The sequence below is a fragment of the Streptomyces sp. NPDC056061 genome (assembly GCF_042266885.1).
Lineage (GTDB): Bacteria > Actinomycetota > Actinomycetes > Streptomycetales > Streptomycetaceae > Streptomyces.
The window spans coordinates 56,063-81,461 of sequence record NZ_JBHJWQ010000002.1; the positions used below are offsets into that span (position 1 = coordinate 56,063).

19 protein-coding genes, 1 pseudogene and 1 riboswitch are annotated in these 25,399 nt (G+C 72.3%); of the genes and pseudogenes, 14 read left to right on the forward strand and 6 right to left on the reverse strand.

Annotated features, from left to right (window positions below; all coding sequences use genetic code 11):
- Positions 1–147: 147 nt before the first annotated feature.
- The 7 genes from ACFC79_RS04355 to ACFC79_RS04385 all read left to right on the forward strand — a co-directional run bounded on the left by ACFC79_RS04355 (position 148) and on the right by ACFC79_RS04385 (position 8,378).
- Positions 148–1,188 carry an MBL fold metallo-hydrolase gene (locus ACFC79_RS04355; RefSeq protein WP_376235039.1) on the forward strand — a complete coding sequence of 347 codons (1,041 nt, stop codon included), beginning with the start codon at positions 148–150 and terminating at the stop codon, positions 1,186–1,188.
- A 56-nt stretch (positions 1,189–1,244) separates the two neighbouring features.
- Positions 1,245–1,383: riboswitch (cobalamin riboswitch) on the forward strand.
- A 108-nt stretch (positions 1,384–1,491) separates the two neighbouring features.
- Positions 1,492–2,763 (forward strand): prenyltransferase/squalene oxidase repeat-containing protein, encoded by a 1,272-nt coding sequence (locus ACFC79_RS04360; protein ID WP_376235041.1) that lies wholly within the window; start codon positions 1,492–1,494, stop codon positions 2,761–2,763.
- The gene (locus ACFC79_RS04365; RefSeq protein WP_376235043.1) at positions 2,760–3,452 is read left to right on the forward strand and encodes an SCO2322 family protein; all 693 of its coding nucleotides are present in this window, start codon (positions 2,760–2,762) and stop codon (positions 3,450–3,452) included. Before ACFC79_RS04360 ends, ACFC79_RS04365 begins: the two co-directional genes overlap by 4 nt.
- Positions 3,449–4,624: an energy-coupling factor transporter transmembrane component T gene (locus tag ACFC79_RS04370; RefSeq protein WP_376235046.1), complete on the forward strand. Its 1,176-nt coding sequence runs from the start codon at positions 3,449–3,451 to the stop codon at positions 4,622–4,624. Before ACFC79_RS04365 ends, ACFC79_RS04370 begins: the two co-directional genes overlap by 4 nt.
- Positions 4,621–6,345, forward strand: coding sequence for an ABC transporter ATP-binding protein (locus tag ACFC79_RS04375; protein ID WP_376235048.1), 1,725 nt, complete (start codon positions 4,621–4,623; stop codon positions 6,343–6,345). The genes ACFC79_RS04370 and ACFC79_RS04375 overlap by 4 nt, the downstream gene beginning before the upstream one ends.
- Before the next feature lie 152 nt (positions 6,346–6,497).
- A complete protein-coding gene (locus ACFC79_RS04380; RefSeq protein ID WP_376235051.1) occupies positions 6,498–7,331 on the forward strand; it encodes an ECF transporter S component in 834 nt (277 codons plus the stop codon).
- 261 nt (positions 7,332–7,592) lie between these two features.
- Positions 7,593–8,378 carry a hypothetical protein gene (locus ACFC79_RS04385; RefSeq protein ID WP_376235053.1) on the forward strand — a complete coding sequence of 262 codons (786 nt, stop codon included), beginning with the start codon at positions 7,593–7,595 and terminating at the stop codon, positions 8,376–8,378.
- Positions 8,379–8,398: 20 nt separating this feature from the next.
- Here ACFC79_RS04385 and ACFC79_RS04390 read toward each other — a convergent pair whose 3' ends face one another.
- On the reverse strand, positions 8,399–9,715 hold the full coding sequence (locus ACFC79_RS04390; RefSeq protein WP_376235055.1) for an alpha/beta hydrolase: 1,317 nt from the start codon (positions 9,713–9,715) through the stop codon (positions 8,399–8,401).
- Positions 9,716–9,840: 125 nt separating this feature from the next.
- Positions 9,841–11,010, reverse strand: a complete 1,170-nt coding sequence (locus ACFC79_RS04395; protein ID WP_376235058.1) for a steroid 3-ketoacyl-CoA thiolase — start codon at positions 11,008–11,010, stop codon at positions 9,841–9,843.
- Positions 11,011–11,344: 334 nt separating this feature from the next.
- On the opposite strand from ACFC79_RS04395, the gene ACFC79_RS04400 reads away from it, so the two are divergent.
- Complete coding sequence (locus ACFC79_RS04400; RefSeq protein ID WP_376235061.1) at positions 11,345–12,748, forward strand: cytochrome P450; 1,404 nt, start codon at positions 11,345–11,347, stop codon at positions 12,746–12,748.
- Positions 12,749–12,910: 162 nt separating this feature from the next.
- Complete coding sequence (locus ACFC79_RS04405; protein WP_376235063.1) at positions 12,911–14,002, forward strand: AEC family transporter; 1,092 nt, start codon at positions 12,911–12,913, stop codon at positions 14,000–14,002.
- 202 nt (positions 14,003–14,204) lie between these two features.
- On the opposite strand, the gene ACFC79_RS04410 is transcribed toward ACFC79_RS04405, so the two are convergent.
- On the reverse strand, positions 14,205–16,316 hold the full coding sequence (locus ACFC79_RS04410) for a bifunctional glycosyltransferase 87/phosphatase PAP2 family protein (RefSeq protein ID WP_376235065.1): 2,112 nt from the start codon (positions 16,314–16,316) through the stop codon (positions 14,205–14,207).
- A 317-nt stretch (positions 16,317–16,633) separates the two neighbouring features.
- Here ACFC79_RS04410 and ACFC79_RS04415 point away from each other — a divergent pair, with 317 nt between their 5' ends.
- Together ACFC79_RS04415 and ACFC79_RS04420 are read left to right on the forward strand one after the other, a co-directional pair.
- A complete protein-coding gene (locus ACFC79_RS04415) occupies positions 16,634–17,254 on the forward strand; it encodes a DUF2330 domain-containing protein (protein WP_376235068.1) in 621 nt (206 codons plus the stop codon).
- Between the two features lie 160 nt (positions 17,255–17,414).
- Positions 17,415–17,888: pseudogene (locus ACFC79_RS04420) on the forward strand (GNAT family N-acetyltransferase); the annotation flags it as partial.
- Positions 17,889–18,168: 280 nt separating this feature from the next.
- Here the strand turns inward: ACFC79_RS04420 and ACFC79_RS04425 are convergent.
- Together ACFC79_RS04425 and ACFC79_RS04430 are read right to left on the reverse strand one after the other, a co-directional pair.
- Complete coding sequence (locus ACFC79_RS04425; protein WP_376235071.1) at positions 18,169–18,558, reverse strand: VOC family protein; 390 nt, start codon at positions 18,556–18,558, stop codon at positions 18,169–18,171.
- A gap of 205 nt (positions 18,559–18,763) precedes the next feature.
- On the reverse strand, positions 18,764–20,860 hold the full coding sequence (locus ACFC79_RS04430; RefSeq protein ID WP_376235073.1) for an MFS transporter: 2,097 nt from the start codon (positions 20,858–20,860) through the stop codon (positions 18,764–18,766).
- A gap of 315 nt (positions 20,861–21,175) precedes the next feature.
- On the opposite strand from ACFC79_RS04430, the gene ACFC79_RS04435 reads away from it, so the two are divergent.
- The gene (locus ACFC79_RS04435; protein ID WP_376235074.1) at positions 21,176–21,838 is read left to right on the forward strand and encodes an HAD-IA family hydrolase; all 663 of its coding nucleotides are present in this window, start codon (positions 21,176–21,178) and stop codon (positions 21,836–21,838) included.
- Between the two features lie 83 nt (positions 21,839–21,921).
- Here ACFC79_RS04435 and ACFC79_RS04440 read toward each other — a convergent pair whose 3' ends face one another.
- On the reverse strand, positions 21,922–22,656 hold the full coding sequence (locus tag ACFC79_RS04440) for an ABC transporter permease (protein WP_376235076.1): 735 nt from the start codon (positions 22,654–22,656) through the stop codon (positions 21,922–21,924).
- A gap of 366 nt (positions 22,657–23,022) precedes the next feature.
- Here ACFC79_RS04440 and ACFC79_RS04445 point away from each other — a divergent pair, with 366 nt between their 5' ends.
- Both ACFC79_RS04445 and ACFC79_RS04450 read left to right on the forward strand, forming a co-directional pair.
- Positions 23,023–23,667 carry an HNH endonuclease family protein gene (locus ACFC79_RS04445; RefSeq protein WP_376235078.1) on the forward strand — a complete coding sequence of 215 codons (645 nt, stop codon included), beginning with the start codon at positions 23,023–23,025 and terminating at the stop codon, positions 23,665–23,667.
- A gap of 1,110 nt (positions 23,668–24,777) precedes the next feature.
- The gene (locus tag ACFC79_RS04450) at positions 24,778–25,221 is read left to right on the forward strand and encodes a DoxX family protein (protein WP_376235080.1); all 444 of its coding nucleotides are present in this window, start codon (positions 24,778–24,780) and stop codon (positions 25,219–25,221) included.
- The last annotated feature ends 178 nt before the right edge of the window (positions 25,222–25,399 follow it).

Here is a 25,399-nt window from a genome sequence, read left to right on the forward strand (position 1 = left end):
CCGGACGCCGAAGGTGGTCGACCGGGGCTACTACTGAAACAAGTTCTCGTTACAGTGGTCGACGAGTGCGCACCGCACGGCCGTCGCAACGGCCGTCACGTCCGAACGTCCGGCGAACCGGCCGGGCCGCGGGGAGATGGGGAGCCCATGACGCAGGTGACCGACCACGGCGGGGGCGTGCACAGCATCAAGGTGCCCATCCCGGACAACCCGCTCGGCCACACCCTGGTGCACGTCCTGGACACGGATCGCGGGCCGGTCCTGATCGACACCGGCTGGGACGATCCGGAGGCGTGGGACACGCTCACCGCCGGGCTGGCCGCCGTCGGCACGGACGTCGCCGACATCCACGGCGTGGTCATCACCCACCACCACCCCGACCACCACGGACTGTCCGGGCAGGTCCGCGAGGCGTCCGGGGCCTGGATCGCCATGCACGCGGCGGATACCGAGATCGTGCGCCGCACCCGCGAGTCGGAGCCCGGCACCTGGTTGACATATCTGGTGGGCAAGCTCACCGCGGTCGGGGCGCCCGAGGCGCATCTCGCGCCGTTGCGGGCCGCGGCGGCGGAACGGGGACGCATGAGCACGCTGCCCGGGGCGCGGGCCGCGCTCCCGGACCGGGAGATCGTGCCCGGCGCACTGCTGGACCTGGCGGGGCGGCGGCTGCGTGCGGTCTGGACGCCGGGGCACACCCCCGGCCACGTCTGCCTCCACCTGGAGGAGCGGCATCCGGCCGAGCTGCCGGGGCGGGGGCGGCTGTTCTCCGGGGACCATCTGCTGCCGGGCATCAGCCCGCACATCGGGCTGTACGAGGACCCGGACGACGCCACCGTCACCGACCCCCTCGGGGACTACCTCGACTCGCTGGAGCGGATCGGGCGGCTCGGGGTCGCGGAGGTGCTGCCCGCCCATCAGTACGCGTTCCCGGACGCGGCGGGGCGGGTGCGGGAACTCCTCGTCCACCACGAGGAGCGGCTGACCGGGCTGCTCGGGCTGCTGACCGTGCCGCTGACCCCGTGGGAACTGGCCGAGCGGATGGAGTGGAACCGGCCCTGGGAGCAGATCCCGCCCGGTTCGCGCAACATCGCCGTCTCGGAGGCGGAGGCCCATCTGCGGCGGCTGGTGAAGCTGGGGCGCGCGGAGGCGGTGGCGGGGAGCGATCCCGTGACGTACCTCGCGGTGTGACATCGGCGACGTACCTCGTCGACCGCAGCCGTGGGGCGGGCCCCGGGGGTGCTTCCGGACCGCCCGGTAGAGTGGGACGGTCGTCATCATGCCCGTACAGGGGGAAGCCGGTGCGAATCCGGCACTGACCACGCAGCCGTGAGCCGTCCTGCGGACGGTGAGTCGGAATGCCCTGTCCGCGGTCGTGACCGGCTCGTACCACCGGAACCCCGGTGGTCGGCACCGTCGAGGTATACGGAGCCGGAGCCTGGTGCGTGAGCGTGCCCGTCCCCGGTTCCCCGTGCAGGAGAGGCCCCGCCCGCCATGACCGTACGCCGCAGCGCGGCAACGCTCGCCGCCACCGCCGTCCTGCTCAGCGCGGCCACCCCAATCGCGATCGCGGCGCCGACCCCGCCGCCCACCCGGTCCGCCCCACTGCCCGCCGGGCTGTACGGCACGAAGGACCCCACCTACGACGGCGTCTGGCGACAGTCGCTCGCCTTCCTCGCCCAGCGGGTCGAGGGAGTGACGCCCTCCGCGAAGGCGGTCGACTGGCTGATCGGCCAGCAGTGCGACAACGGCGCCTTCGCCGCGTACCGGGCCGACGTCTCCCGGCCGTGCGACGCGAAGACGATGCTGGACACCAACGCCACCGCGGTCGCCGTGCAGGCGCTCGTCGAGGTGGACGGGCACCGGGAGACCGTGAACGACTCGGTCCGCTGGCTGAAGTCGGTGCAGAACGAGGACGGCGGCTGGGGCTACGCCGCCGGACAGCCCAGCGACGCCAATTCCACCTCGCTGGTGATCGGCGCCCTCGCCCGGCAGGGCCAGCAGCTCGCGGACATCACCACCCCGGGCGGCAAGACCCCGTACGACCCGCTGCTCGCGCTGTCGATCCCGTGCGGCGGCAAGGACGGCGGCGCCTTCGCCTATCAGGCCGACAAGGCGGGGAAGCTCGCCGCCAACGCGGACGCCACCGCCGCGGCCGTGCTCGGCACCATGGGCAAGGCCCTGGCCACCGGCAACAATGCCGCGGCCAAGGGGACCAGCTGCCACCCCGGCACGGACCTCAACCCCGAGCAGGCCGCCCAGAACGGTGCCCACTTCCTCGCCGGGGCCCTCGCGGCCGACGGCCACCTCGACCTCGCGCCGATGCCCGGCGCCGAGGACACCGCCCCGCAGCCCGACTTCGGCAACACCGCCGACGCCGTCGTGGCGCTGTCCGCCTCCGGCCACCAGGACAAGGCCGCCGGGGCCGTTGCCTGGCTGAAGAAGAACTCCGGTCCCTGGGCGGAGCAGAACGGCCCCGCCGCCTACGCGCAGCTGATCCTTGCCGCGCACGCGACCGGCAGCGACGCCCGGGACTTCGGCGGCGTGAACCTCGTCGACCGACTGAACGCGGCAGGGCCGAAGCCCGCGGCGATCACGACGCCCGACCCGTCCACCGACACCGGGTACGAAGCCACGCAGAAGGACCAGGTCCACAGCGGCGACGACGTGATCGGCGGCGTGTGGTGGTTCGTCGGGATCGGCCTCGTCGTCGGCGCCGGTGTCGGGTTCCTGATCAGCGGCCGCCGGAAGAACCAGCAGCTGTGAGGCGGTCGGCAAGGTCCGGCGCGGTAGTCGTGGTCCTGGGAGCCGTCCTGGCGGTGCTGTGCGCGGGACCGGCCCGGGCGGCCGGCTACCGGTACTGGTCGTTCTGGGAGGGCTCCGGCACCGGCTGGACGTACGCCACCCAGGGCCCGGCCCTGGTCCGGCCGGACGACGGCTCGGTGCAGGGATTCCGGTTCTCGGTGAGCGAGGACTCCCAGGACTCCGCACGACCGCGCACCGCTCCCGACTTCGCGAAGATCTGCGCGGACACCCCGGCCGAGAAGGGATCCAAGCGGATCGCGCTCGTCATCGACCCGGGCACGGCCTCGGACGCCCCGGACGGGCGGACGCCGCCCGCACAGCGCACCGCCTGTGCGCGGATCGCCCCGGACGCCAGCACCGCCGAGGCGCTCGCCTCGGTGGCCAAGCCGCTGCGCTACAACAGCGACGCGCTGCTCTGCGCCATCTCCGGCTACCCGGCCACCGGCTGCGGCGAGCAGGTGTCGGGCGACGGCGGGCACCCGGCGCCCGTCGGCTCCGCGACCGCCACGGCACCGGCCGCGACCGCTGCCGACGACGACGGCTCGGACGGTTCGGGTGGCGGCCCGTCCGCGGGGGTGTACGTCGGGATCGGCGCCGTCGTCGTCCTCGGCATCGCCGCCGCCGCGCAGGCCCGTCGCCGCCGAGGATGACCGCACCGACCAGCGGCCCGGCGTCCGGCACCACCCGCACCGTCCGGCCGTACCACCCGCTGCGCGCCCCCGAGGCGACCCGGAGCAACGCCGTGCCCGCCGGGGCGTGGTGGCTGTGGGCACTGGGCCTGGCCACCGCCGCGTCCCGGACCACCAACCCGCTGCTGCTGGGGCTGCTGGTGGGGGTGGCGGGCTATGTGGTCGCGGCCCGTCGGACGGACGCGCCGTGGGCCCGCTCCTACGCTGCGTTCATCAGGATCGGGCTGTTCGTCATCGGCGTGCGGCTGGTCTTCTCCGTCTTCCTCGGCTCGCCGATCCCCGGCACCCACACCGTGTTCACCCTCCCCGAGGTGCCGCTGCCCGACTGGGCGAAGGGCGTGCGCATCGGCGGCCGGGTCACCGCGGAGCAGCTCCTCTTCGCCCTGTACGACGGGGCGAAACTGGCCGCCCTGCTGATCTGCCTCGGTGCCGCCAACTCGCTCGCCAACCCGGCCCGGCTGCTGAAGTCGCTGCCGGGCGCGCTGTACGAGGCGGGGGTCGCCGTCGTCGTCGCGATGACCTTCGCACCGAACATGGTCGCCGACGTGGGGCGGCTGCGCACCGCGCGACGCCTGCGGGGCCGCCCGACGGGCGGGATCGGGGCGGTCCTCCAGATCGGGCTGCCGGTCCTGGAGGGCGCGCTGGAGCGGTCGGTCGCGGTGGCGGCCTCGATGGACGCGCGCGGCTACGGGCGCACCGCCCAGGTCCCGGCGGCCGTCCGCCGCACCACGAACGTGCTCACGCTCGGCGGGCTGCTCGGGGTGTGCGCGGGCACGTACGGGTTGCTGGCCGCGCAGGGCGCGGCGTACGGGCTGCCGCTGCTGGTCGCCGGGCTGGTCGCGGCGGCGGCCGGGCTGCGCCTGGGCGGGGCCCGGTCGGTCCGGACCCGCTACCGGCCCGACCGGTGGGGTGCGCGGGCCTGGCTGGTCGCGGGTTCGGGGGTCGCGGTGGCGGTGGCGATGATCTGGGCGGGCGGCGTCGACGCCGCCGCGCTGCACCCGGGGGTCGTGCCGCTGACCGCACCGGTGCTTCCGTTGTGGCCCGCGGCGGCGGTGCTGGTGGGACTGGTGCCCGCCCTGGTGGCACCGGTGCCGCCGTCGGCGGGCGGCAGAGAGGGCGAGGAGGACCAGTGATCCGGTTCGAGCAGGTCGCGGTGCGGTACGAGGGGGCGGAACGCCCCACCCTGTCCGGGGTGGACCTCGTCGTGCCCGAGGGCGAACTGGTGCTGCTCGTCGGCCCGTCCGGGGTCGGCAAGTCGACCCTGCTGGGCGCCGTCTCCGGGCTCGTGCCGCACTTCACCGGCGGCACGCTGAGCGGCCGGGTCACGGTCGACGGCCGCGACACCCGCACCCACAAGCCGCGCGAACTCGCCGATCTGGTCGGCACGGTGGGCCAGGACCCGCTCTCCCACTTCGTCACCGACACCGTCGAGGACGAGCTGGCGTACGGGATGGAGTCGCTGGGGCTCGCCCCCGACGTGATGCGACGGCGGGTCGAGGAGACCTTGGACCTGCTGGGCCTCGCCGGGCTGCGGGACAGGCCGATCGCCACCCTGTCCGGCGGCCAGCAGCAGCGGGTCGCGATCGGTTCGGTGCTCACCGGACACCCGAAGGTCCTGGTCCTCGACGAGCCGACGTCCGCGCTGGACCCGGCGGCGGCCGAGGAGGTCCTCGCCGTGCTCCAGCGGCTCGTGCACGACCTGGGGACGACGGTCCTGATGGCGGAGCACCGCCTGGAACGCGTGGTGCAGTACGCGGACCGGGTCGTCCTGCTGCCGTCGCCGGGCGCGGCACCGGTCGTGGGGACACCCGCCGAGGTCATGGCCGTCTCCCCGGTCCATCCGCCGGTCGTGGCGCTGGGCCGCCTGGCGGGGTGGGAACCGCTGCCGCTGACGGTCCGCGACGCCCGGCGCTGCGCCGTCGGCCTGCGCGAACGGCTCGCGGGGGTCCGGCCGGCCGCGCCGTCGGCCCCCTCGGCCGGGACCGTCGTGGCTCCGCTGCCCGACGCCCCGGCACCGGTGCGGCGCGGCCCGCTCGCCCGCCTGCTGGGCCGCGGCGCGCGCAATGACGCCGCGGCCCCGGAGCCGGTCGACGGCGCCCCGGCCCGGGTCGAGCGGCTGGGCGTACGGCGCGGGCGCGTCGAGGCGCTGCGCCGGGTGACGCTCGCCGTCGCCCCCGGCGAAACGGTTGCCCTGATGGGGCGCAACGGGGCGGGGAAGTCGACGCTGCTCGGCACGCTGGTCGGCATGATCGAGCCCACCGCCGGCACCGTCCTGGTCGGCGGCCGGACCCCGCACCGCACGCAGCCGCGCGAGATGGTGCGCCGGGTCGGGCTGGTACCGCAGGAACCGCGGGATCTGCTGTACGCGGACACGGTCGCCGCCGAATGTGCCGCGGCCGACGCCGACGCGGGCGCCGAGGCGGGCAGCTGCCGGGCCCTGGTCTCCGAGCTGCTGCCCGACGTACCGGACGATACCCACCCCCGCGATCTGTCCGAGGGCCAGCGGCTCGCGCTCGCCCTTGCCGTGGTGCTCACCGCGCGGCCGCCGCTGCTCCTCCTGGACGAGCCGACCCGCGGCCTGGACTACGCGGCGAAGGCCCGCCTGGTCGGGGTGTTGCGCGCGCTCGCCGCCGACGGGCACGCGATCGTGCTGGCCACGCACGACGTGGAGCTCGCCGCGGAGCTGGCGCACCGGGTGGTGATCCTGGCCGACGGGGAGATCGTCGCGGACGGGGAGACCCGGCAGGTGGTGGTCTCCTCCCCGGCGTTCGCCCCGCAGACGGCGAAGATACTCGCCCCGCAGGAGTGGCTGACCGTGCCGCAGGTGCGCGACGCGCTGGGGGACCGGGGATGAGCGGGCACCTCGAACGGAACGGGACGGACCGTGGGCGCCGCGAGCGGGCCGCGCAGGACGGGCGCCGCGAGGGGACGGCGGGCAGCGGGCACGGCGACGGGACCTGTCGGGACGGAGCGGGCAGCGGGCACGGCGGACGGAGGGGGAAGGACGTGCGGAGCCGAGCGGCCGGGGCGCGGGCCGCGCGGCCGGTGCGGCTGGGACCGCGGGCGATCATCGCGCTGGTGCTGGTCAGCGCGATCGGGGTGGTGGCGTTCGGCTGGCCGCTGCTGGCCGGGGCGGACTCCGGGCTGGCGCACTCCCAGGACGCGCCGTGGCTGTTCGCGGCGCTGCTGCCGTTGCTGGTCGGCGTGGTCGTCGCGATGATCGCGGACTCCGGCCTGGACGCGAAGGCGGTGGCCATGCTGGGGGTACTGGCCGCGGTCGGCGCCGCACTGCGCCCGCTGGGCGCGGGGACGGCGGGGCTGGAGCCGATGTTCTTCCTGATGGTGCTGAGCGGCCGGGTGCTCGGGCCCGGCTTCGGTTTCGTGCTCGGCTCGGTGACGATGTTCGCCTCGGCGCTGCTCACCGGCGGAGTGGGGCCGTGGATGCCGTTCCAGATGCTGTCGATGGGCTGGTTCACCATGGGCGCGGGCCTGCTGCCGGGCCCGGACCGGCTGCGCGGGCGGGGCGAACTGCTGATGCTCGCGGGCTACGGGTTCGTGGCGGCCTTCGCATACGGCACGGTGATGAATCTGTACGGCTGGACGATCGTGCCCGGTCTCGGCTCCGGGATCTCCTTCCACCCGGGCGATCCGCTGTCGGAGAACCTGGTCCGCTTCCTCGCCTACGTCACGGCGACGTCGCTCGGCTGGGACCTGGGCCGGGCGGCGCTCACCGTGGTACTGACGCTCACGCTCGGCGCGACGCTGCTGAAGGCCCTGCGCCGGGCCACGCGCCGCGCCGCCTTCGAGGCGCGGGCCGCCTTCGACGCCCCCGGCGAGTAGCGGCCCGCGAGCCCGTTCCCTGCCGCTCCCCCGTTCCCTCCCGCGTCCCGGTTCGCAAGGGCTCCCCGGAGCCCCGATCCTCCACGACCGGCCCCGTACCCGGATCGCATGGGGCGTGGACTGCATGACGTCCCGCGCAGACCGGTACCGAACGGGGCGAACTACTTCATCACACTTGAGGACTTGATGATCCGTTGGTCCATCTAGGCGCATTTTGCTCGGCTCTCCGTTCCTGGCAACGGCCGGAGCGTTGTCACGTACGTGGAACCTCGTGATTTCTGGGATCGGAACACCGTCCTGGCGGAAGCTTTCTGCGCCAGCGACGAACGCATGCGTCGCGCGCAGGCATTGCTGGACGAGGCGCAGGCCGAGCGGAGCAGGACGCTCGCGGCGTTCGCCGTCACGGTCGGCGACGACGGATCGATCGCGGACCTGATGGGCCTGAACGAGCGCGAGGTGCGATTGGCGCGACGCACGGTGGGCCGCAATGACGCCCGGTCGCTCGCCCAGGAGCTGTTGGGGCACAAGCCGCGCACCGCGAAGGAACCGGCCCACAAGAGCCGCTCGGGGCCCGAGGTACCGGTGCCGCGCCCGCGCGACGGGACATCCGTCCCCGCACCGGCCGCGACGACGCATTCCTCGACGGGAACGCTCCCGCCGTCCGTACCACCGCCGCCGGTCACTCCGCCTCCCCCGCCCCCTCCCCAGATGCCCCCCACCGTGCCGCCCACAATGCCTCCCGTCATGCCGCCCGTCGTGCCGCCCGTCGAGCTGGACAGCACCGTCGTCTGGTCGCCCAGCATGGACTCCGTGCTGTTGTGGAGTTGGGAGTCCGGGCTCGACGTGCAGACGGTCGCCGCCGAACTCGGCCTGGATGTACGGGCGTTACTGATGCGTGTCCAGGAGCTGGCCAACGACGGGCTGATCACCCTGACCAGCCCGCTCGTCGAGATGAACCGGTCGGGCCGCCACCGCCGTCAGCACGAGGAGGCGTACGCCGCGCTGCTCAGCCCCACCGCCACCTTCCCCACCCACGTGCCGTACTGAGCGTGGGGAGGCGCCCCGGTTCAGCGCCGCCCGGCGAGCGCGTCGAACCAGCGCACGATCTGCGGACCGGACGTCCTGTACGTGGTGTTGTGGTCGGTCGCTCCCTGGTCGACCAGCCCGGCGCCGACGCCATGGGCGGCGAGATCCGCGGCGCAGCTGCGGGCGTTGGCGATCGGCACGTCGGTGTCGCCGGACGAGGAGTAGAGGCGCACCGGGACGCGCGGCTTCCAGGCGCAGGTGCCGTCCTGGGCGCGTACGGCGTCCAGGAGGGCGCCGGTGGGGTGCTGGACGCGCCGGTAGTAGTCGTCGGTGAGCAGTTCCTTCAGTGTGGCGGGCAGGGCGGGGATGATCTCCTCCTCGGTGTGTTCGCTGTCGAAGAGGTCGTCGACGATTCCCGCGTACGGCTCCCGGAACACCTCGGCCGGGTCCTTGTAGAGCGGGTGCATTCGGTTCTGCGCGGTGAGGTAGTACGTCAGGTAGAAGATGCCGCTGATGTCGTTGACCCGGCCGTCGAACAGGGCGGGCATCTCGGCGTGTTCGATGTCGTAGGGCCCGGACACGGGGGCGAGGGCGCGGAGCCTGAAGTGCCGGTCGGCACCGCTGTCGAGGGCCTTGGCCAGGGCCATCGCGACCTGGCCGCCCTGGGAGAAGCCACTGGCGTACACCTCGCCGGTGAGCGGCCGGTCCAGCCGCAGCGCGGCGGTGCGGGAGGCTCGCAGCATGTCGACGGACGCGGTGACGGCGGACGCGGTGTCCATGTACGGGTGACGTCCCGGGCCCTTGCCGAGGCCGAGGTAGTCGGGGGCGGCGACGGCGCGGCCCGCGGAGGCGTGGAGGTAGGGGGCGAGGCGACCGAAGTCCTCGCCGACGGAGGGCGCGTAGTCGCGGTGGGCCATCGTGCCGTGGGTGTCGGAGACCAGGTCGAGACGGTGCGGTCCGCCCTTGGGCAGGACGAGGAGGCCGGTGGCGGTGGTGGGTGCGCCCTGCGGGGTGACGGTGCGGTAGGTGAGACGGTATCCACGCAGCCCGTGGCGGACGGTGCCGGTGTCCACCCTTCCGTCGGCGAGGAAGCGGGCGACGGCGGCACGGTCGAGGTCGGCCACCGGGGTGACGCCGAGGAGGTCTCCCCGGCCCCGCACCGCCGAAGCGCCGTGCGCGGTGACGGAGTGGTGCGACGCGGTGGTGGCGGTGGGCGCGGAGGCGGGCTGCCGGGCGCCTGCGGGAGCGGCACCCGCGAGTGCGGCGAGGACCACGGCGCCGGCAACCACCGGTCCGCTGCGGGCAGAACGCCGACGGGCGCGCCAAGTCGGCCGGGGGCCGAGGGTGTTGTTCTCCATGGCCCCGACGCTATGCGGGGTTCGGCGGCACGGGTACCGGCCTGGGCCCCGGCCGGGGGTGTCATCAGGTGCACCCCCGGCCGGGGGTTGTTCCGACCGTCCGGCACCACGGCGCACCCGTGACGTCACAACCGCTGGATGATGGTGCCCGTCGCCAGGGCGCCGCCGGCGCACATCGTGATCAGGGCGAACTCCTTGTCCCTGCGCTCCAGTTCGTGCAGCGCCGTGGTGATCAGCCGGGCTCCGGTGGCACCGACCGGGTGACCGAGGGCGATCGCCCCGCCGTTGACGTTCACCTTGTCCAGGTCCTGTTCGAAGACCTGGGCCCAGCTCAGCACCACGGACGCGAATGCCTCGTTGATCTCCACGAGGTCGATGTCCTTGAGCGACATTCCGGCCTTGCCGAGCACCGCCCGGGTCGCGTCGATCGGCCCGTCGAGGTGGAAGTGCGGGTCCGCGCCGGTGAGCGCCTGGGCGACGATCCGGGCGCGGGGCCTGAGCTTGAGCGCGCGGGCCATGCGCTTGGACGCCCACATGATCGCGCAGGCACCGTCGGAGATCTGCGAGGAGTTGCCCGCGGTGTGGATCGCGGTGGGCATGACCGGCTTGAGGCCCGCGAGCGCCTCGGTGCTGGTATCGCGCAGCCCCTCGTCCCGGTCGACCAGTCGCCACATCCCCTGCCCCGCCGCCTGCTCCTCCTCGGTGGTCGGCACCTGGACCGCGTACGTCTCGCGTTTGAAGCGTTCCTCGGCCCAGGCGACGGCTGCCCGTTCCTGTGAGAGCAGCCCTAACCGGTCGACGTCCGCCCTGGTCAGACCACGTTTGCGGGCGATGCGCTCGGCCGCCTCGAACTGATTGGGCAGGTCCACGTTCCATTCGTCGGGCCACGGCTTGCCCGGCCCGTGCTTGGAACCGCTGCCCAGCGGCACCCGCGACATCGCCTCGACGCCGCAGCTGATCCCGATGTCGATCACACCGGCCGCCACCATGTTGGCGACCATGTGGGATGCCTGCTGCGAGGAACCGCACTGGCAGTCCACGGTGGTGGCGGCGGTCTCGTACGGGAGACCCACGGCGAGCCAGGCGTTGCGGGCCGGGTTCATGGACTGTTCACCGGCGTGGGTGACCGTGCCGCCGACGATCTGCTCGACGCAGTCGGCGTGGATCCGGGTGCGACCGAGGAGTTCTCGGTAGGTCTCACCCAGCAGGTAGGCGGGGTGCAGATTGGCGAGCGCGCCTCCGCGCTTGCCGATGGGGGTGCGTACGGCTTCGACGATGACGGGTTCCGCGGCCATGGGCTCGTCCTCTCCTCGCGCCTCCGCAGGGGGCGTCCCGGCGCCCGCGGAGGCAAACTAGTACGCGTTCTAGTTCTTTGGGCAGTCTTATGAGACCCGGCGCCACCGCGCAAGGGTGCTGCACACACCTTGCGCCGCCCCCACCCGTTCCTTGCCGCTCCCCACCCACCCCCCGCTCACCCCCGATCGCCCTGCGCTCGCCCCACGTACTCTTCACGCAACAGAACCGACCACCCCTCTTGCCAGTTGTAGAACCCGTTACTACCTTGCGGACAACTTCTGATGGACCGTCAGGCGACGTGCGGACGGCCCTCGGACCGACCTGGAGATGCCGATGTCCTGCCCCCATCTGCCCGAAGGGTTCGACTTCACCGATCCCGACCTGCTCCAAGCCCGCGTTCCCCACCCGGAGTTCGCCGAGATGCGGCAGACCGCACCGGTCTGGTGGTGCACCCAGCCGGCCGGTGTCTCCGGTTTCGACGACGAGGGCTACTGGGTCGTCACCCGGCACGCGGACGTCAAGTACGTCTCCACCCACCCGGAGCTCTTCTCGTCCCACACCAACACCGCGGTCATCCGCTTCAACGAGTCGATCGAACGCGACCAGATCGAGGTCCAGAAGCTGATCATGCTGAACATGGACCCGCCCGAGCACACCCGGGTCCGCCAGATCGTCCAGCGGGGTTTCACGCCCCGCGCGGTCCGCTCCCTGCAACAGGCGTTGCGCGACCGGGCTCGCTCGATCGTCGAGGCCGCGGTCGCCGGAGCCGACGACGACGGTTCGTTCGACTTCGTCACCCGGGTCGCCGTCGAACTGCCGCTCCAGGCCATCGCCGAACTCATCGGCGTACCTCAGGAGGACCGGTCGAAGATCTTCGACTGGTCCAACAAGATGGCGGCGTACGACGATCCGGAGTACGCGATCACCGCGGAGGCCGGCGCCGAGGCGGCCATGGAGATCGTCGCGTACTCGATGAACCTGGCGGCCGCCCGCAAGGAGTGTCCGGCCAAGGACATCGTGAGCCGGCTGGTCGCCGCGGAGGGCGAGGGGAACCTGTCCTCCGACGAGTTCGGCTTCTTCGTGATCCTCCTCGCCGTGGCCGGGAACGAGACCACCCGCAACGCCATCAGCCACGGGATGCACGCCTTCCTCACCCACCCCGACCAGTGGGAGCTCTACAAGCGCGAGCGTCCGGGGACGACCGCAGAGGAGATCGTGCGCTGGGCCACCCCGGTGGTCTCCTTCCAGCGGACCGCCACCCAGGACGTCGAACTGGGCGGGCAGCGGATCAGGAAGGGCGACAGGGTCGGGCTGTTCTACTCCTCGGCCAACAACGACCCCGAGGTCTTCGAGAACCCGGAGACCTTCGACATCACCCGCGACCCCAACCCGCACCTGGGCTTCGGCGGCGGCGGTCCGCACTTCTGCCTCGGCAAGTCCCTTGCCGTGATGGAGATCGACCTGATCTTCAACGCGATCGCGGACATGATGCCGGACCTGCGGCTGATCGGTGAGCCGCGGCGGTTGCGCTCGGCCTGGCTCAACGGGATCAAGCAACTCCAGGTCACCACCTCCGCAGGCACTGCGGGCACAGCGGGCAGCCCGCGCGACTCGGGCACTTCGGAGGCCGTGAGCACCGCGGGCGCCTCGGGCACCACGCGTACCGCCGACGCTGTGGACGCTGCGGGTGCTGTGGACGCTGCGGGAACGTCCGCTCCGGGTACCGCCGGGAACTGACCGCCCTTCCCGCATCCGGGCGGGGCCGACGATGTGCCCGGGAGTCCGTCGGGTCACCCGGCAGGCTCTGGGGCACGTCGTCGAGCCGTCCCGCCCGGACCGCCCGCCCCCGGCCCGAACCCCCGGCCGAAGGCGTACGGCGGCGCGAGGATCATGGGCGGCATGCATGCCCTGCTCTCCGCCTTCACCCCCATCTGGATGCTCACCGGCGTCGGTTACGCGGTCGGGCGCGGCGGGCTCCTCGGCGAGCGGGCGGAGGACGTGCTGGGCCGGTTCGTCTTCCATGTGGCCATGCCCGCCGCCCTGTTCACCATGGTCTCCGGGACACACCTGCGCGCGTTCGCCAACTCCTCGTTGGTGGCCTTCGCGACCGGCACGGCGCTGACCTGTGGTCTCGGCTTCTTCGTGGCGGGCCGGTTCTTCGGCCGGGGCACGGCGGACCGGGCGATCGGCGGCATGGCGTCCGGCTATGTGAACTCGGCCAATCTCGGCATACCGGTGGCGGTCCAGGTGCTGGGCGACGCCTCGTTCGTCGCCCAGATCATCCTGTTCCAGGTGCTGTTGGTCTCCCCGGTGATCCTTGCCCTGCTGGACGCGGGGACGCGGCCCCGGACCGGGGCGGGGACGGGGGCGGGGACGGGGGTCGGGAAGGGCTCTGCGGACGGCGCCGGAGCCGGTGGAACGGGCGGTGACGGCCCGGTGTCCGGTACCCGTCCCGGACTGGGCACCGTGGCCCGGCGCATGCTGACCATGCCCGTCCGCAATCCCATCATCTTGGCATCGTTCTCGGGTGTCGTCGTGTCCGCGCTCGGGCTGCGACTGCCGCACGCCCTCGCCCACTCCTGCGATCTGCTCGGTGCCGCCGCCGTCCCGGCCGCGCTGGTCACGTTGGGTCTGTCCCTGAACCGGCGTGCGCCGGTCGAAGGCCCCGCCCCGAGTCGGACGCGGGAGACGGCGGAGGCGGAGGGGGCAGCAGGTGGCCGACGGACGGAGGCCGTTGTGGCGGTCGCGCTCAAGACACTGGTGCAGCCGGTGATCGCGTTCGCCGTCGGCGGCCCGCTGCTGCATCTTCCGGACCGTCATCTGCTGGCCGTCGTGCTCTGCTCCGCGCTGCCGACCGCTCAGAACGTCTTCGTCTACGCCCAGCAGTACGGCCTGGACACCCGGTCGGCACGCGACTCCGTGGTGGCCTCGACGGTGGTGTCGATGGCGACACTGTCACTCGCCACCTGGGCGCTGGGAACGGCCTCCTGAGCCGTTCGAGTGGCGGGCCGGGGCCACCGGACAGATGCTGGAGGGGCGGCGATCCACGCCGAAGGGGTGCCGGGACGGTGTACGTCCCGGCACCCCTTCGGCACCGGCACCCCTTCGGCACCAGCACCCCTTCGGCCCCGGCCGGGCCACGGTCCCGATCCGGCGTCCGCGCGAGTGCCACGCGCCCGGTGCCGGACGGCTCTCAGCGGCGTCTGCCGCCCACCGCTTCACCGGCCTTGTCCGGCGCCCCGGCCGGTACGTCGTCGAGCGGTTTCGCCGCTGCCGGAACGCCCGGTGCCCGTACCCTCCGGGGGCCCGCCAGCAGGTAGGTCAGACCGAAGCCGAGCGCGACGACGGTGGCGCCGCCCACGGCGTCCAGCACCCAGTGGTTGGCCGTGACGATGATCGCGGTGACCGTGAACAGCGGGTGCAGCAGACCCAGTGCCTTCATCCACGGGCTCCGGGCCAGCATGACGATGACCACACCGCACCAGAGCGACCAGCCGAAGTGCAGCGAGGGCATCGCCGCGTACTGGTTGGTCACGGCGGTCAGCGACCCGTAGTCCGGCTTCGCGAAGTCCTGGACCCCGTGGACGGTGTCGATGAATCCGAGGCCCGGCATCAGTCGCGGCGGGGCCAGCGGGTAGAGCCAGAAGCCGACCAGCGCGAGGATCGTCGCGAAGCCGATGGAACTGCGGACCCAGCGGTAGTCCGCGGGACGCCGTACGTACAGCACGCCGAGTATCGCCAGCGGCACGATGAAGTGGAACGTCGAGTAGTAGTAGTCGAAGAAGCCGCGCAGCCAGTCCACCTCGACGACCGCGTGGTTGGCCCAGTGCTCGATGTCGATGTGCAGCCACTGTTCGAGGGAGTGGATCTGCTGCCCGTGGCGTTCGGCCGTGGGCCGTCCGGCCGTCGCGGCGAGCCTGACGTACGCGTACGCGGAGTAGACCACCCTGATCAGGAGCAGTTCCAGCAACAGATTGGGCCGGCTGAGCACCCGGCGCCAGAACGGCAGCAGCGGGACGCGGCTCCAGCGGGCCGGTACCGGGGCGGCGTAGTCCGTGGGAATCGGCTGCTGCCAGTACGGCGAGGTGCGCGACAGGAACGGTGCGACGCAGGCCGCTCCGAGTGCCGCGATCAACAGGACGTTGTCACGGATCGGGAAGAACATCGCCGTGTTCGGCAGCAGCATCTTCCCCGGCAGCGTCATCACGAGCACCACGACCGTCGGCCACACCAGCCGGTCGGAGGCCCTCTTCCCGGTCCGGCCGACAACGGCGAGCAGCACCCACAGCAGTTGGTGCTGCCAGGCGGTCGGCGCGACCGCGACGGCGACGCAACCGGTGACGGCGACGGCGAGCAGCAACTGCCCGTCGCGGGCGTACTGCACGGCGCGGCGCAGTCCGACCCAGCAGACGGCCGCCGCCAGCACCACGAACAGCACGATTTCGAGTGGGCCGGTCAAACCGAACCGGAGCAGCGCGCCGTGCAGGGACTGGTTGGCCAGGCTCTCCGGGGTGTCGCCGAGTCCGACGCCCGCGACGTGGTGCACCCAGTAGGTCCACGAGTCGTCCGGCATCGCGGCCCAGGCCAGCGCCGTGCACGCGGCGAAGACGGCACCGCCGGTGGCCGCCGCCCGTCGGCGTCCGGTGAACAGGAACAGGACCGCGAAGAGCAGTACGGTCGGCTGGAGTGCGGCCGCGACTCCGATGAGCAGGCCCGATGCCCGTTCCCCGCGCACCACGAAACAGGCGAGCAGCACCAGGAGCACCGGCAGGATGCTGGTCTGCCCCAGCTGGAACGCGTTGCGGACGGGCAACGACAACATCAGCAGGCTGATCGCCACCGGCACGGCCAGCAGCGAGGTGCGGCGGGAGACCGGACCCGGCAGCGCACGCGCGGCAACGACCCCCAGGGCGACGACGAGCAGCAGCGATCCGAAGGTCCAGACGACGCCCAGGCTCTCTTCCGCCGTCCTGGTCAGCGGTTTCAGGACCAGCCCGGAGAACGGGGTCCCGGTGAACCGGTCGCTCTCGTACAGCGAACCCGTCACGTGCAGAACACCGTTGTCGCCGATCCAGGTCTCCAGATCGGTGAGCCGTTCGCCCGGGGGCTGCCGCAGCACCGCTGCCATCTGCCGTATCGCCAGTGCGGCCACGACCAGCCAGAGCAGGGCCCGAGTGGCCCCGGTTCTCGCCCCCGTCGCCGCGTCCGTGCGCACACTGTGTTCCGCATTCGCCACGCTGCGCCGAACCTCCCGCCGTTTCCTTGCCCGTCCCTCGGACCTGGGTGTGCTGTGAAACCTTCGCATTGCATCAGGGGAGAGACACAATCAACCCCCTTTTCGCCCAACTGTCACCCTCGCCTTTTTCGAAGGAATGGCCGAATGGTGACCCGGTTCCGGCGCCCCGACCGGAACCGGGGACGGGACCAGGGACGGAACCGGAACCGGAAGCGGAACCGAAGCCCGGGACCGGCACCGGGCCCGGAACCGGCTCGGTGGCCTGCCACGTCCTCCCCCGTGATCGTCGATCACGGGGGAGGAAGACGAGGTATGCGAGACGCAGGGGATGCGTGTGACACACGCGATACGCGGAACGCACGGGATACGCAGGATACGTGTGGTGCATGTGGTGCAGCGGCGGCGCGTGGCGCGGGCCGTGCACGAGGGACGCAGGGCCGGGGCGGTACGAGGGTGGCGCGCGGCGAGGCAGCCGTGCGGGCGGTCCGCCCATGGGCGACCTGGACCCGCTGCGGCTGCGTTTCGCCAGTGACCGCCTCGTCTACCCGATGCGGCTGTCGAAACTCGCTTCGGTGCCGCAACGCCTGGGGCTGTACGTGCTGGCGGAGCACCGGATGGAGCCACGCTACGCGATCGGCGGCGAGGAACCGCAGGTGACGTACGCGGGCCGGCTCGACGCCGGGTCGGTGGGGGACGGCACCGGAGCACTGGCGACGGTGACGGGCGGGAAGGCCACGTTCCTCACCGCGATCGAGCAGTCGTTCCCCCGTCCGGAGAGGATCGACGGCGATCACGAACTGCGCGCGGCGGCCTCCGACACCCCGTACCGGACTCCGCTGTACCGGAACGAGCTGCTGACCATGGGCGGTGTCCCCGCCTGGCTGCTGTCGGTGGCGGGAACCCTGCTGGTGGTGGCGGTGGCCGCGACGGTGCTGGTGCGGCGGACCCGACGGCGTCGGGCGCCGACGCCCCCGGTCGCGGTCACGGCTCCGCCACCACTGCGATGAACGACGAGCGACAAGCAGCCGACGAGGATGCACCGTCCTGCCTCGTGACGTCGTGGCGTTCTGTCGTCGTGCCCCGTGGATGAGGCAGCGCGGTTCGGGGGCGCGTGCGCCCGGAAACCTGTTTGCGGAGTGATGCGGAGCCCCGGCCACAATGACCCGCATGACCTGGACCGTGGCCCACGAACCCTTCGACTCCCCCGATGCCTCGCTGCTCCGCCGTGACTACTACGCCGAGGTCGCCGGCCGTTACTGGGGACGGGCCGCGACCACTGCGGAGATCGACGAGGGGCTCGCCGACGACGGTGCCGACCGGCTCACGCCGCCCACCGGGCAGTTCGTCGTCGGCCGTTTCGGCGGCAAGGCCGCGGCCTGCGTCGGCCTGCGCGTGGTGGACGCGGACGTCGCGGAGGTGACCCGGGTGTACGTGCGGCCCGAGCACCGCGGCACGGGCGGCGGCGGGCTTCTCCTGGCCGCCGTCGAGGCCGCGGCGCACGCCTTCGGCGTACGCACGCTCAGGCTGGACACCCGCCACGACCTGGTCGAGGCACGCGGCCTGTACGCGAAGAACGGATACCGGGAGGTCCCGGCGTTCAATCGAGGGCAGTACGCGGAACACTGGTTCGCCAAGGATCTCCAGGCGCACGATCTCCAGGTGTGCGACGGGCTCCCGGCGTGCGACGGGAAGGACTCACCGGCCCACGACGCCCGGCACACCCTTCCGTCCGCAGCTCCGGGCACCCCCGGCCGCGAGCGCTGAGGGCCGTCGGCCCGGCCGGCGCTCCGCTCGCCACGCGCACGATCCGATTCAGAAATCGCCCCGCACGATCCGGATCGAGACCTGTCCCGGTCCTGGTCCCGATCAAGACTTGCCCCGGCCCTGGTCCCGATCGAGACCTGCCCCGGTCCTGGTCCGATCAGGACTCACCGTGCACGATCTGGATCAGATTGCCGCAGGTGTCGTCCAGGACCGCGGTGGTGACCGGACCCATGTCCAGCGGCTCCTGGGTGAAACGCACCCCGAGCCCGCGCAGTCGGTCGAACTCCGCCCGCACGTCGTCCACGGCGAAGGAGGCGGCCGGGATGCCGTCCCGGACCAGTGCCGTCCGGTAGGGCCGCACCGCGGGATGACCGGAGGGTTCGAGCAGCAGTTCGGTTCCGTCCGGGGCTTCCGGCGAGACCACGGTCAGCCATCGGTCGTCGCCGACCGGGACATCGTGCTTCCTCACGAAGCCCAGTACATCGGTGTAGAAGCGCAGCGCCTTCTCCTGGTCGTCGACGAAGACGGTGGACAGGTGGATCCTCATGGGTGTTCTCCGGTGGGTCGGGCCCGAGTTGTCGGGCGGTTGTCCGTTCGCGCAGTACGGCGAGTCCCCGCAGTACGGCAGTCCCCGCAGTACGGCCGTTCGCCTGCGCGGTTCGGTGGGCGGTCCGCCTGCGCGGTTCGGTGGCCGGACGGTGGGCGCCGGGTGCGCCACGGGCGTGTCCCCCGCGGCGCACCCCCGGCAGGGGTCAGGACGTGTCCGCGGGGCGGCAGGCGGGGCCGGCCGCGTGGTCCCGCCTCGGCCCGGGGCCGTGCGGCCGGTCCCTGCTGGACCCACTGGTCTCGGCGGTCAGCTCCGCCACCAGCCTGACCAGGTCGGTCGGTCGGTCCGGCCCCCACCAGTCCCCCAGCCACTCGGCCATCATCCGTTCGCGGGCGTCGGCGAGCTTCACCACAGCTTCCGATCCGGTGTCGGAGAGCACCAGTTGCACGCCCTCGCGCCGGACCAGGCCGCGCTCCTCCAGTTGCCGTGCCGCTTCGCCGATCACACGCAGCGGCACCGGTGTCATGTCGGCGAGCACGGCCGGTTCGACCGTGCCGTGGCGCCTTATCCGCAGCAGCATCCAGCTCGCCGCGGGCAGCAGGTCGTACCCCGCTCTCCGGGTGATCTTCTCGTACGTCTCGCGACGCCCCTCACGGGTGGCGAGCACCGAGAGGGCCCGGGCGCATTCGTCGTACGAGGAACGCTCGACCGGATTGGAGGCCAGCGTCTCGCTGGGTTCCGGGGCGGTCACCGAGCCGCGCAGCCTGTCCTCCTTGAGGAACCAGGCGAAGACGAAGGCGACCAGGACGACCGGGGCCGCGTACAGGAACACGTCGGTGATCGACGTCGAGTACGCATGGAGCACCTGCGCCCGCAGCACGGGGGACAGCCGGTCGATGGCGCGTGGATCGGCGGCCAACTGTCCGGCACTCGCGCCGGGTGGCAGGGGACGGCCGGCGAGCACCGCGGCCAGCTTGTCGGTGAGCCGGTTGGTGAAGATCGTGCCGAAGACGGCGACGCCGAACGAGGCACCGATGGAACGGAAGAACGTGGCCCCGGACGTGGCGACGCCGAGGTCCTGGTACGTGACGGCGTTCTGCACGACCAGCACCAGCACCTGCATCACCAGGCCGAGTCCGGCTCCGAAGACGAAGAAGCAGGCGCTCATCTCCCAGGTGCTGCTGGCCTCGGTCAACCGGTGCAGGAGCAGCAGGCCGATCGCGGTGACGCCGGTGCCCGCGATCGGGAAGACCTTCCAGCGGCCGGTGCGGCTGACGACCTGACCGGAGGCGGTGGAGGTGAGGAGCAGGCCCAGCACCATGGGAAGCATGTGCACCCCGGACAGGGTCGGCGTGATGTGGTGCACCACCTGGAGGAAGGTCGGCAGATAGGTCATCGCGCCGAACATCGCGAACCCGACGACGAAACTGATGACGGCGACCAGTGTGAAGGTCCTGATCCGGAACAGATACGGCGGAATGATCGGCTCCGCCGCATGTCGCTCCACCTGGACGAAGGCGACCGCGAGCACCGCGCTCAGCGCGGCGAGCACGATGACCTGCACCGAGTCCCAGGCCCAGGTGGTGCCGCCGAGGGAGGCCACGAGGACCAGGCAGGTGGCGACGGCGGCGATGAGGAACGTGCCGAGGTAGTCGATGGTGTGCTTCGTGCGGTGGGCCGGGATGCGCAACGCGGCGGCGATCACGAGAAGCGCGACGACACCGACCGGCAGGTTGATGTAGAAGACCCAGCGCCAGCTGAGATGTTCGGTGAAGAATCCGCCCAGCAGCGGACCGAGGACGCTCGTCGTGCCGAAGACCGCACCGAACAGGCCCTGGTACTTTCCCCGTTCGCGCGGCGGCACGAGGTCGCCGACGATGGCCATCGACAGCACCATGAGGCCCCCGCCGCCGAGCCCCTGGAGGGCGCGGAAACCGATCAGCTGCGGCATGTCCTGGGCGATGCCGCAGAGTGCCGAGCCGATGAGGAAGATGACGACGGCGGCCTGGAAGAGCTTCTTGCGTCCGTACTGGTCACCGAGCTTGCCCCAGAGCGGCGTCGCGGCGGTCGATGCCAGCAGATAGGCCGTCACCACCCAGGAGAGATGCTCCAGGCCGCCGAGGTCGCTGACGATGGTCGGCAGCGCGGTGGAGACGATGGTCTGGTCGAGCGCGGCGAGCAGCATGCCGAGGAGCAGTGCCCCGATGGCCGCCATGACCGACGGGGTGGAACGACCCCCTCCGGAGAACGGGGTCGTGGCCGGTTCCGGCAGGGGGGACGGGGGGCTCGGTTGCTGCGCCATGGAACGTCTCCTCGGGTCCGCTACACCCCCATCCTGTCCGCTGTGCCCGCTTATGGCCTGCCGAACCGGACCGCACCCGCTCCACCCCGGCCACCTCCGCCCCACCCCTTTCCGGCGGCGATTGGCTTTCCCGTACAGGTTTTTGTATCGTGATGGAACAAAGTAGCCTCCGCCCGTCACCCCCTGACCGGCGGGCGAGGCTGCTTGTTCCCCGCACCGTTCGTTCCCCACTCCGCACCGTCCCCGCGTCGCGCACTTCCCCGCATGACGCGCTTCCTCGCATCACCGCGCCCCGCCCCTCCCTGGAGCCCGCCCATGCCGGCCACCGTCCTGACAGCCCGCGCCCTCCTCCTGGACATGGACGGCACCCTCGTGAACTCCGACGCCGTCGTGGAGCGCTGCTGGCGACGCTGGGCGGAGCGCGAGGGGCTCGATCCGGCCGCCGTGCTCGCGGTGGTCCACGGACGACAGGGGTACGCGACCATGGCGGTACTCCTCCCGGACCGCCCGATGGAGCAGAACTACGCGGACAACCGGGCGATGCTCGCCGAGGAGACCGCCGACACCGACGGAGTCGTCCCGGTCGCCGGGGCACCGGCCTTCATGGCCGCGATCGCCTCGCTCCCGCACGCCCTGGTCACCTCGGCCGACGAGGCCCTGGCCCGGACCCGCATGGCGGCGTCCGGACTGCGCATGCCCGCCACCCGTGTCACCGCCGAATGCGTCGGGGCCAGCAAGCCGGACCCCGAGGGCTTCCTCAAGGGCGCGGCCGAGTTGGGCTTCGATCCGGCCGACTGCATCGTGTTCGAGGACTCCGAGGCCGGCATCGCGGCCGGACGCGCAGCGGGCATGCGTGTCGTGGGCGTGGGCCCCAGGGCGGCCGCCCTCTCGCCCGACGCGCACGTCGAGGACCTGACGCACCTGCGGGTGGAAGCAGCGACCGACGGCCCGATCGTGCTGCACATCGACGCGGGATGACCCGCCACCGGCCGACCGGGTCGCGCGCCCCGTCGGCGGGCGCCGCCCTCGGCGACCGGGTCCGCCCCGTCGACCGGTGAGCCTCAGCCCCGGTGCAGCCGCCCGCGTGCGACAAGTTCGAGCACGACCGTGACCGCCACCGCCTGCACGGCCATCAGCGCCACCAGCACGAACAGCTGCACGGCCCCCGCCTGAACCGGCGAGGCGCCGCCCAGCAGCATGCCCACGAACGCACCCGGCAGGGTGACGAGCCCCACCGTCCGCGTCTGGTCCAGCCCCGGCAGCAGTGCGTCCGCCGCCGCGGGCCGGGCGATCTCCAGCCGCGCCTCGCGGTCGAGCAGCCCGAGCGCCATGCCCGCCTCCACCTCTCCGCGCCGGACCGTCAACTCGTCCAGCGCGCGCCGCCCGCCGAGCACGGTCGCGGTCAGCGCGCCCCCGATGAGAATGCCGGTCACCGGAATCAGCGCGATGCCCCGCACGGGAACGAGCCCGGTGAGCAACAACAGCGCCACCACCGGCGCGACCCCCACCCCGATCGGCAGCGCCGCCCACCACCACGTGCGGTTACGGGTGATCCGGCGCCCCGCGGTCCGTACCGCCACGGCGTACATCACCGCCACGAACACGAGCAGCGGCGGCAGCGAACGCACCACCCAACCGATGAGCAGGGACACCGCGGCGAGCTGGACCGCGGCCCGCAACCCGGCCAGCAGGATGTCGCGCGAACGGCCGAGCCGGGCCAGGGCCGCGACGGCGGATGCCGCCACCAGCAGCAGGGCGAGGACGACACCGAGCGTGAGGTTGACGGGGAGCAGCACGCCGCAACCCTACGACCGGGCGAACGCGGCCGGCCGACCGCGCCGACCACGCCCGCCACTACCCGCACGGCCCCGTGAGCCGAGAGAACACCAACGCCCACGCCCACGCGGACCCATGAGCCGAGAGAACATCAACACACGGCCCCGCGCAGACCCGCGAGTCGAGAGAGCGTCGGCACACGCGCCCGCGCAGACCCGGACGTACGCCCCCCCACACTCCAGTCGCGTTCACCGAAACCCTTGATGTGACGTGCCCATGTCGCCACTCTGTTACCTGGCGCCCACCCCACGGAAACCCGGCGCCGCCACGATGGCCGGGCCCCACCGGTCGGCCGCTCAAGGTCCCCCCACGTCAAGGGAGTTCGCATGTCTGGTGTCTACGCGCGTCGTATCGGCGCCGTCGCCGCAACCGCAGCCCTCGCCGCAACCACCGGCCTGCTCGGCGCCCCCGCCGTCCAGGCAGCCATGCCCACGCCGGTCTCGGCGTCCACCGCCCGGTCCTACCTGAGCCAGTTGACCGTTTCGAGCGAAGGTTCGATGACCGGCTACAGCCGGACCAAGTTCCCCCACTGGATCACGCAGTCGGGCGCCTGCAACACCCGCGAGGTCGTCCTCGAACGCGACGGCAAGAACGTGGAGCAGAACTCCAGCTGCGCGGCCGTCAGCGGCACGTGGTACTCGGAGTACGACGGCGCCACCTGGACCGCCGCCTCCGACTTGGACATCGACCACATGGTTCCGCTCGCCGAGGCATGGCGATCGGGCGCCAGCAGCTGGACCAACGCGGAACGGCAGGCGTACGCCAACGACCTGACGCGCCCTCAGCTCATTGCCGTCACGGACAACGTCAACCAGGCGAAGGGCGACAAGGACCCCGCCGACTGGCTGCCGCCGCGCACGGCCTACCAGTGCACCTATGTGCGCGCCTGGGTCCACGTGAAGCACTACTACAACCTGAGCGTCGACTCGGCCGAGAAGAGCGCCCTGCAGTCCATCCTGAACAACTGCTGAGCCCTCACCGGCCCCACCGCCCCGCCCGAACGGAAGGACATTCGGGCGGGGTTCGCCATGCCGCCCCGCGAACCGGCCGCGCGGACCAGCTCCATGAACCGGCCGCGCGAACCCGTCTCACGCACCGGCCACGTGCACCCACCGCAGGAACGCCCCGCGTTGCGAACGACCCCTTCACCGAAGCCGCACCCGAGTTCCCGACGCCATCACCGCGCACATCAGGGCCGCCACCACCGCGCGTATCGGGACCGCCACCACCGCGCATACAGGGGCCGCGGCCGAACACTCCCGGGCCACCGACGCACAGACGCACGGCGGAGGCAACGGCGCATTTTCGGTCGAGTACGACCGCCGATCGCGATCGCCGCCGTACCCGCGAGGCCCGCCGAACCGCATCGCTCCACGCCGAACGGCGAAAAGGCCCACCCGCCGACGCAGGGAGCCCCCGCAGGACCCGGCTCGCACGATCCTGCCCCGATCGGAGGCGTACCGGGACCGCCACGCCCGGCCCGGCCACCCGCCGCACCGGACGCGGAACGTGATGCCGCGTCATGGCGAACACCGCACGAACGGCGGACTCCGAACACGGACCGACGACGGCCCCGGCCCGACACCCTCACGACACTCCGCGACGCCGAACGCCGGTCCGAAGGTGCCACCCTCCGGCTGACCTGCCCTCCAGCACGCGGCCCGACCCCCTTCCCGAAACCGGCAGCCACCATTCCGGGACCGGCGCCCCTCACCCCGAGGCCGGCTCCCCGCCCCGGCCGGGGCCTGCCACGACGACTGCCCGGCCCACCGACGGCACGACGGACCGCTGCGGGCATCCCCTCGGACCGACCGGCACCCGGACCCGGTCGCCCGCGGCCCGACACCCGACCCCGGCACGCGAGCCCGTGGCCGGAAAGCTGCGCTGCCATTGGTTCAGGCCAAGTCGACGACCGAAGGTTCGCAGATGGAGGCGGCCACGGCTCGAATTCCGGCTGACAAGCACAGGTCAACTTTCGGCCAGTCGACGGAATGTTGAACTTGCAAGTACTGGTGAGGTCTCCCTAACCTGAAGTACCCGATCGGTTCACGTCCCCACCCGACCGAAGGAGCCATCCCCCCATGCACACACGCTTGAACCAGGCTCAGCCCTACGTTCTCGGCCTGTTCCGGATCATCATCGGCCTGCTCTTCACCTGCCACGGCGCGGCGGCTCTCTTCGGCCTCTTCGGCGACAGTTCCGTAGCCGCAGGCACCTGGCCCAAGTGGTACGCGGCAGTCATCCAGCTCATCGGCGGCGTCCTGGTGGCGCTCGGCCTGGGAACCAGGATCGCCGCCCTGGTCTGCTCCGGTTCCATGGCCTACGCGTACTTCGTGGTCCACCAGTCCGAGGGCCTTCTCCCGATACAGAACGGCGGCGAGGCCGCGGCCATCTTCTGCTGGATATTCCTGCTGCTCGTCTTCACCGGTTCGGGAGCACTGTCCCTGGACGGGCTGCTCGGCCGGAACGGCATGGAACAGAGCGAGGACAGGGCGCCCGAGCGCTCCCCGGCGGTGACGGTCTGACCGCCGGACCGCCCCTCGACGCGGGGTCCGGCCCTGTTCCCACGGGCCGGCCCCCGTACGCCCTCCGGCACCCCTCGGGCGCGAGCACTCACCGCCCCGGCCACGCGCAGCGGGAGCCCCGCAGGAACACGCAGCGGACCTCTCGGGCCCCTGCGGCCGGAGCCCGGCGGGCACGCGC

Bases quoted from the DNA above. Each gene is read 5' to 3' on its own strand.
- ACFC79_RS04355 (WP_376235039.1), top strand. From the start codon at position 148: ATGACGCAGGTGACCGACCACGGCGGGGGCGTGCACAGCATCAAGGTG.
- ACFC79_RS04360 (WP_376235041.1), top strand. From the start codon at position 1,492: ATGACCGTACGCCGCAGCGCGGCAACGCTCGCCGCCACCGCCGTCCTG.
- ACFC79_RS04370 (WP_376235046.1), top strand. From the start codon at position 3,449: ATGACCGCACCGACCAGCGGCCCGGCGTCCGGCACCACCCGCACCGTC.
- ACFC79_RS04390 (WP_376235055.1), bottom strand. From the start codon at position 9,715: ATGGAGAACAACACCCTCGGCCCCCGGCCGACTTGGCGCGCCCGTCGG.
- ACFC79_RS04395 (WP_376235058.1), bottom strand. From the start codon at position 11,010: ATGGCCGCGGAACCCGTCATCGTCGAAGCCGTACGCACCCCCATCGGC.
- ACFC79_RS04400 (WP_376235061.1), top strand. From the start codon at position 11,345: ATGTCCTGCCCCCATCTGCCCGAAGGGTTCGACTTCACCGATCCCGAC.
- ACFC79_RS04405 (WP_376235063.1), top strand. From the start codon at position 12,911: ATGCATGCCCTGCTCTCCGCCTTCACCCCCATCTGGATGCTCACCGGC.
- ACFC79_RS04410 (WP_376235065.1), bottom strand. From the start codon at position 16,316: ATGCGAAGGTTTCACAGCACACCCAGGTCCGAGGGACGGGCAAGGAAA.
- ACFC79_RS04415 (WP_376235068.1), top strand. From the start codon at position 16,634: ATGTGGTGCAGCGGCGGCGCGTGGCGCGGGCCGTGCACGAGGGACGCA.
- ACFC79_RS04425 (WP_376235071.1), bottom strand. From the start codon at position 18,558: ATGAGGATCCACCTGTCCACCGTCTTCGTCGACGACCAGGAGAAGGCG.
- ACFC79_RS04430 (WP_376235073.1), bottom strand. From the start codon at position 20,860: ATGGCGCAGCAACCGAGCCCCCCGTCCCCCCTGCCGGAACCGGCCACG.
- ACFC79_RS04435 (WP_376235074.1), top strand. From the start codon at position 21,176: ATGCCGGCCACCGTCCTGACAGCCCGCGCCCTCCTCCTGGACATGGAC.
- ACFC79_RS04445 (WP_376235078.1), top strand. From the start codon at position 23,023: ATGTCTGGTGTCTACGCGCGTCGTATCGGCGCCGTCGCCGCAACCGCA.
- ACFC79_RS04450 (WP_376235080.1), top strand. From the start codon at position 24,778: ATGCACACACGCTTGAACCAGGCTCAGCCCTACGTTCTCGGCCTGTTC.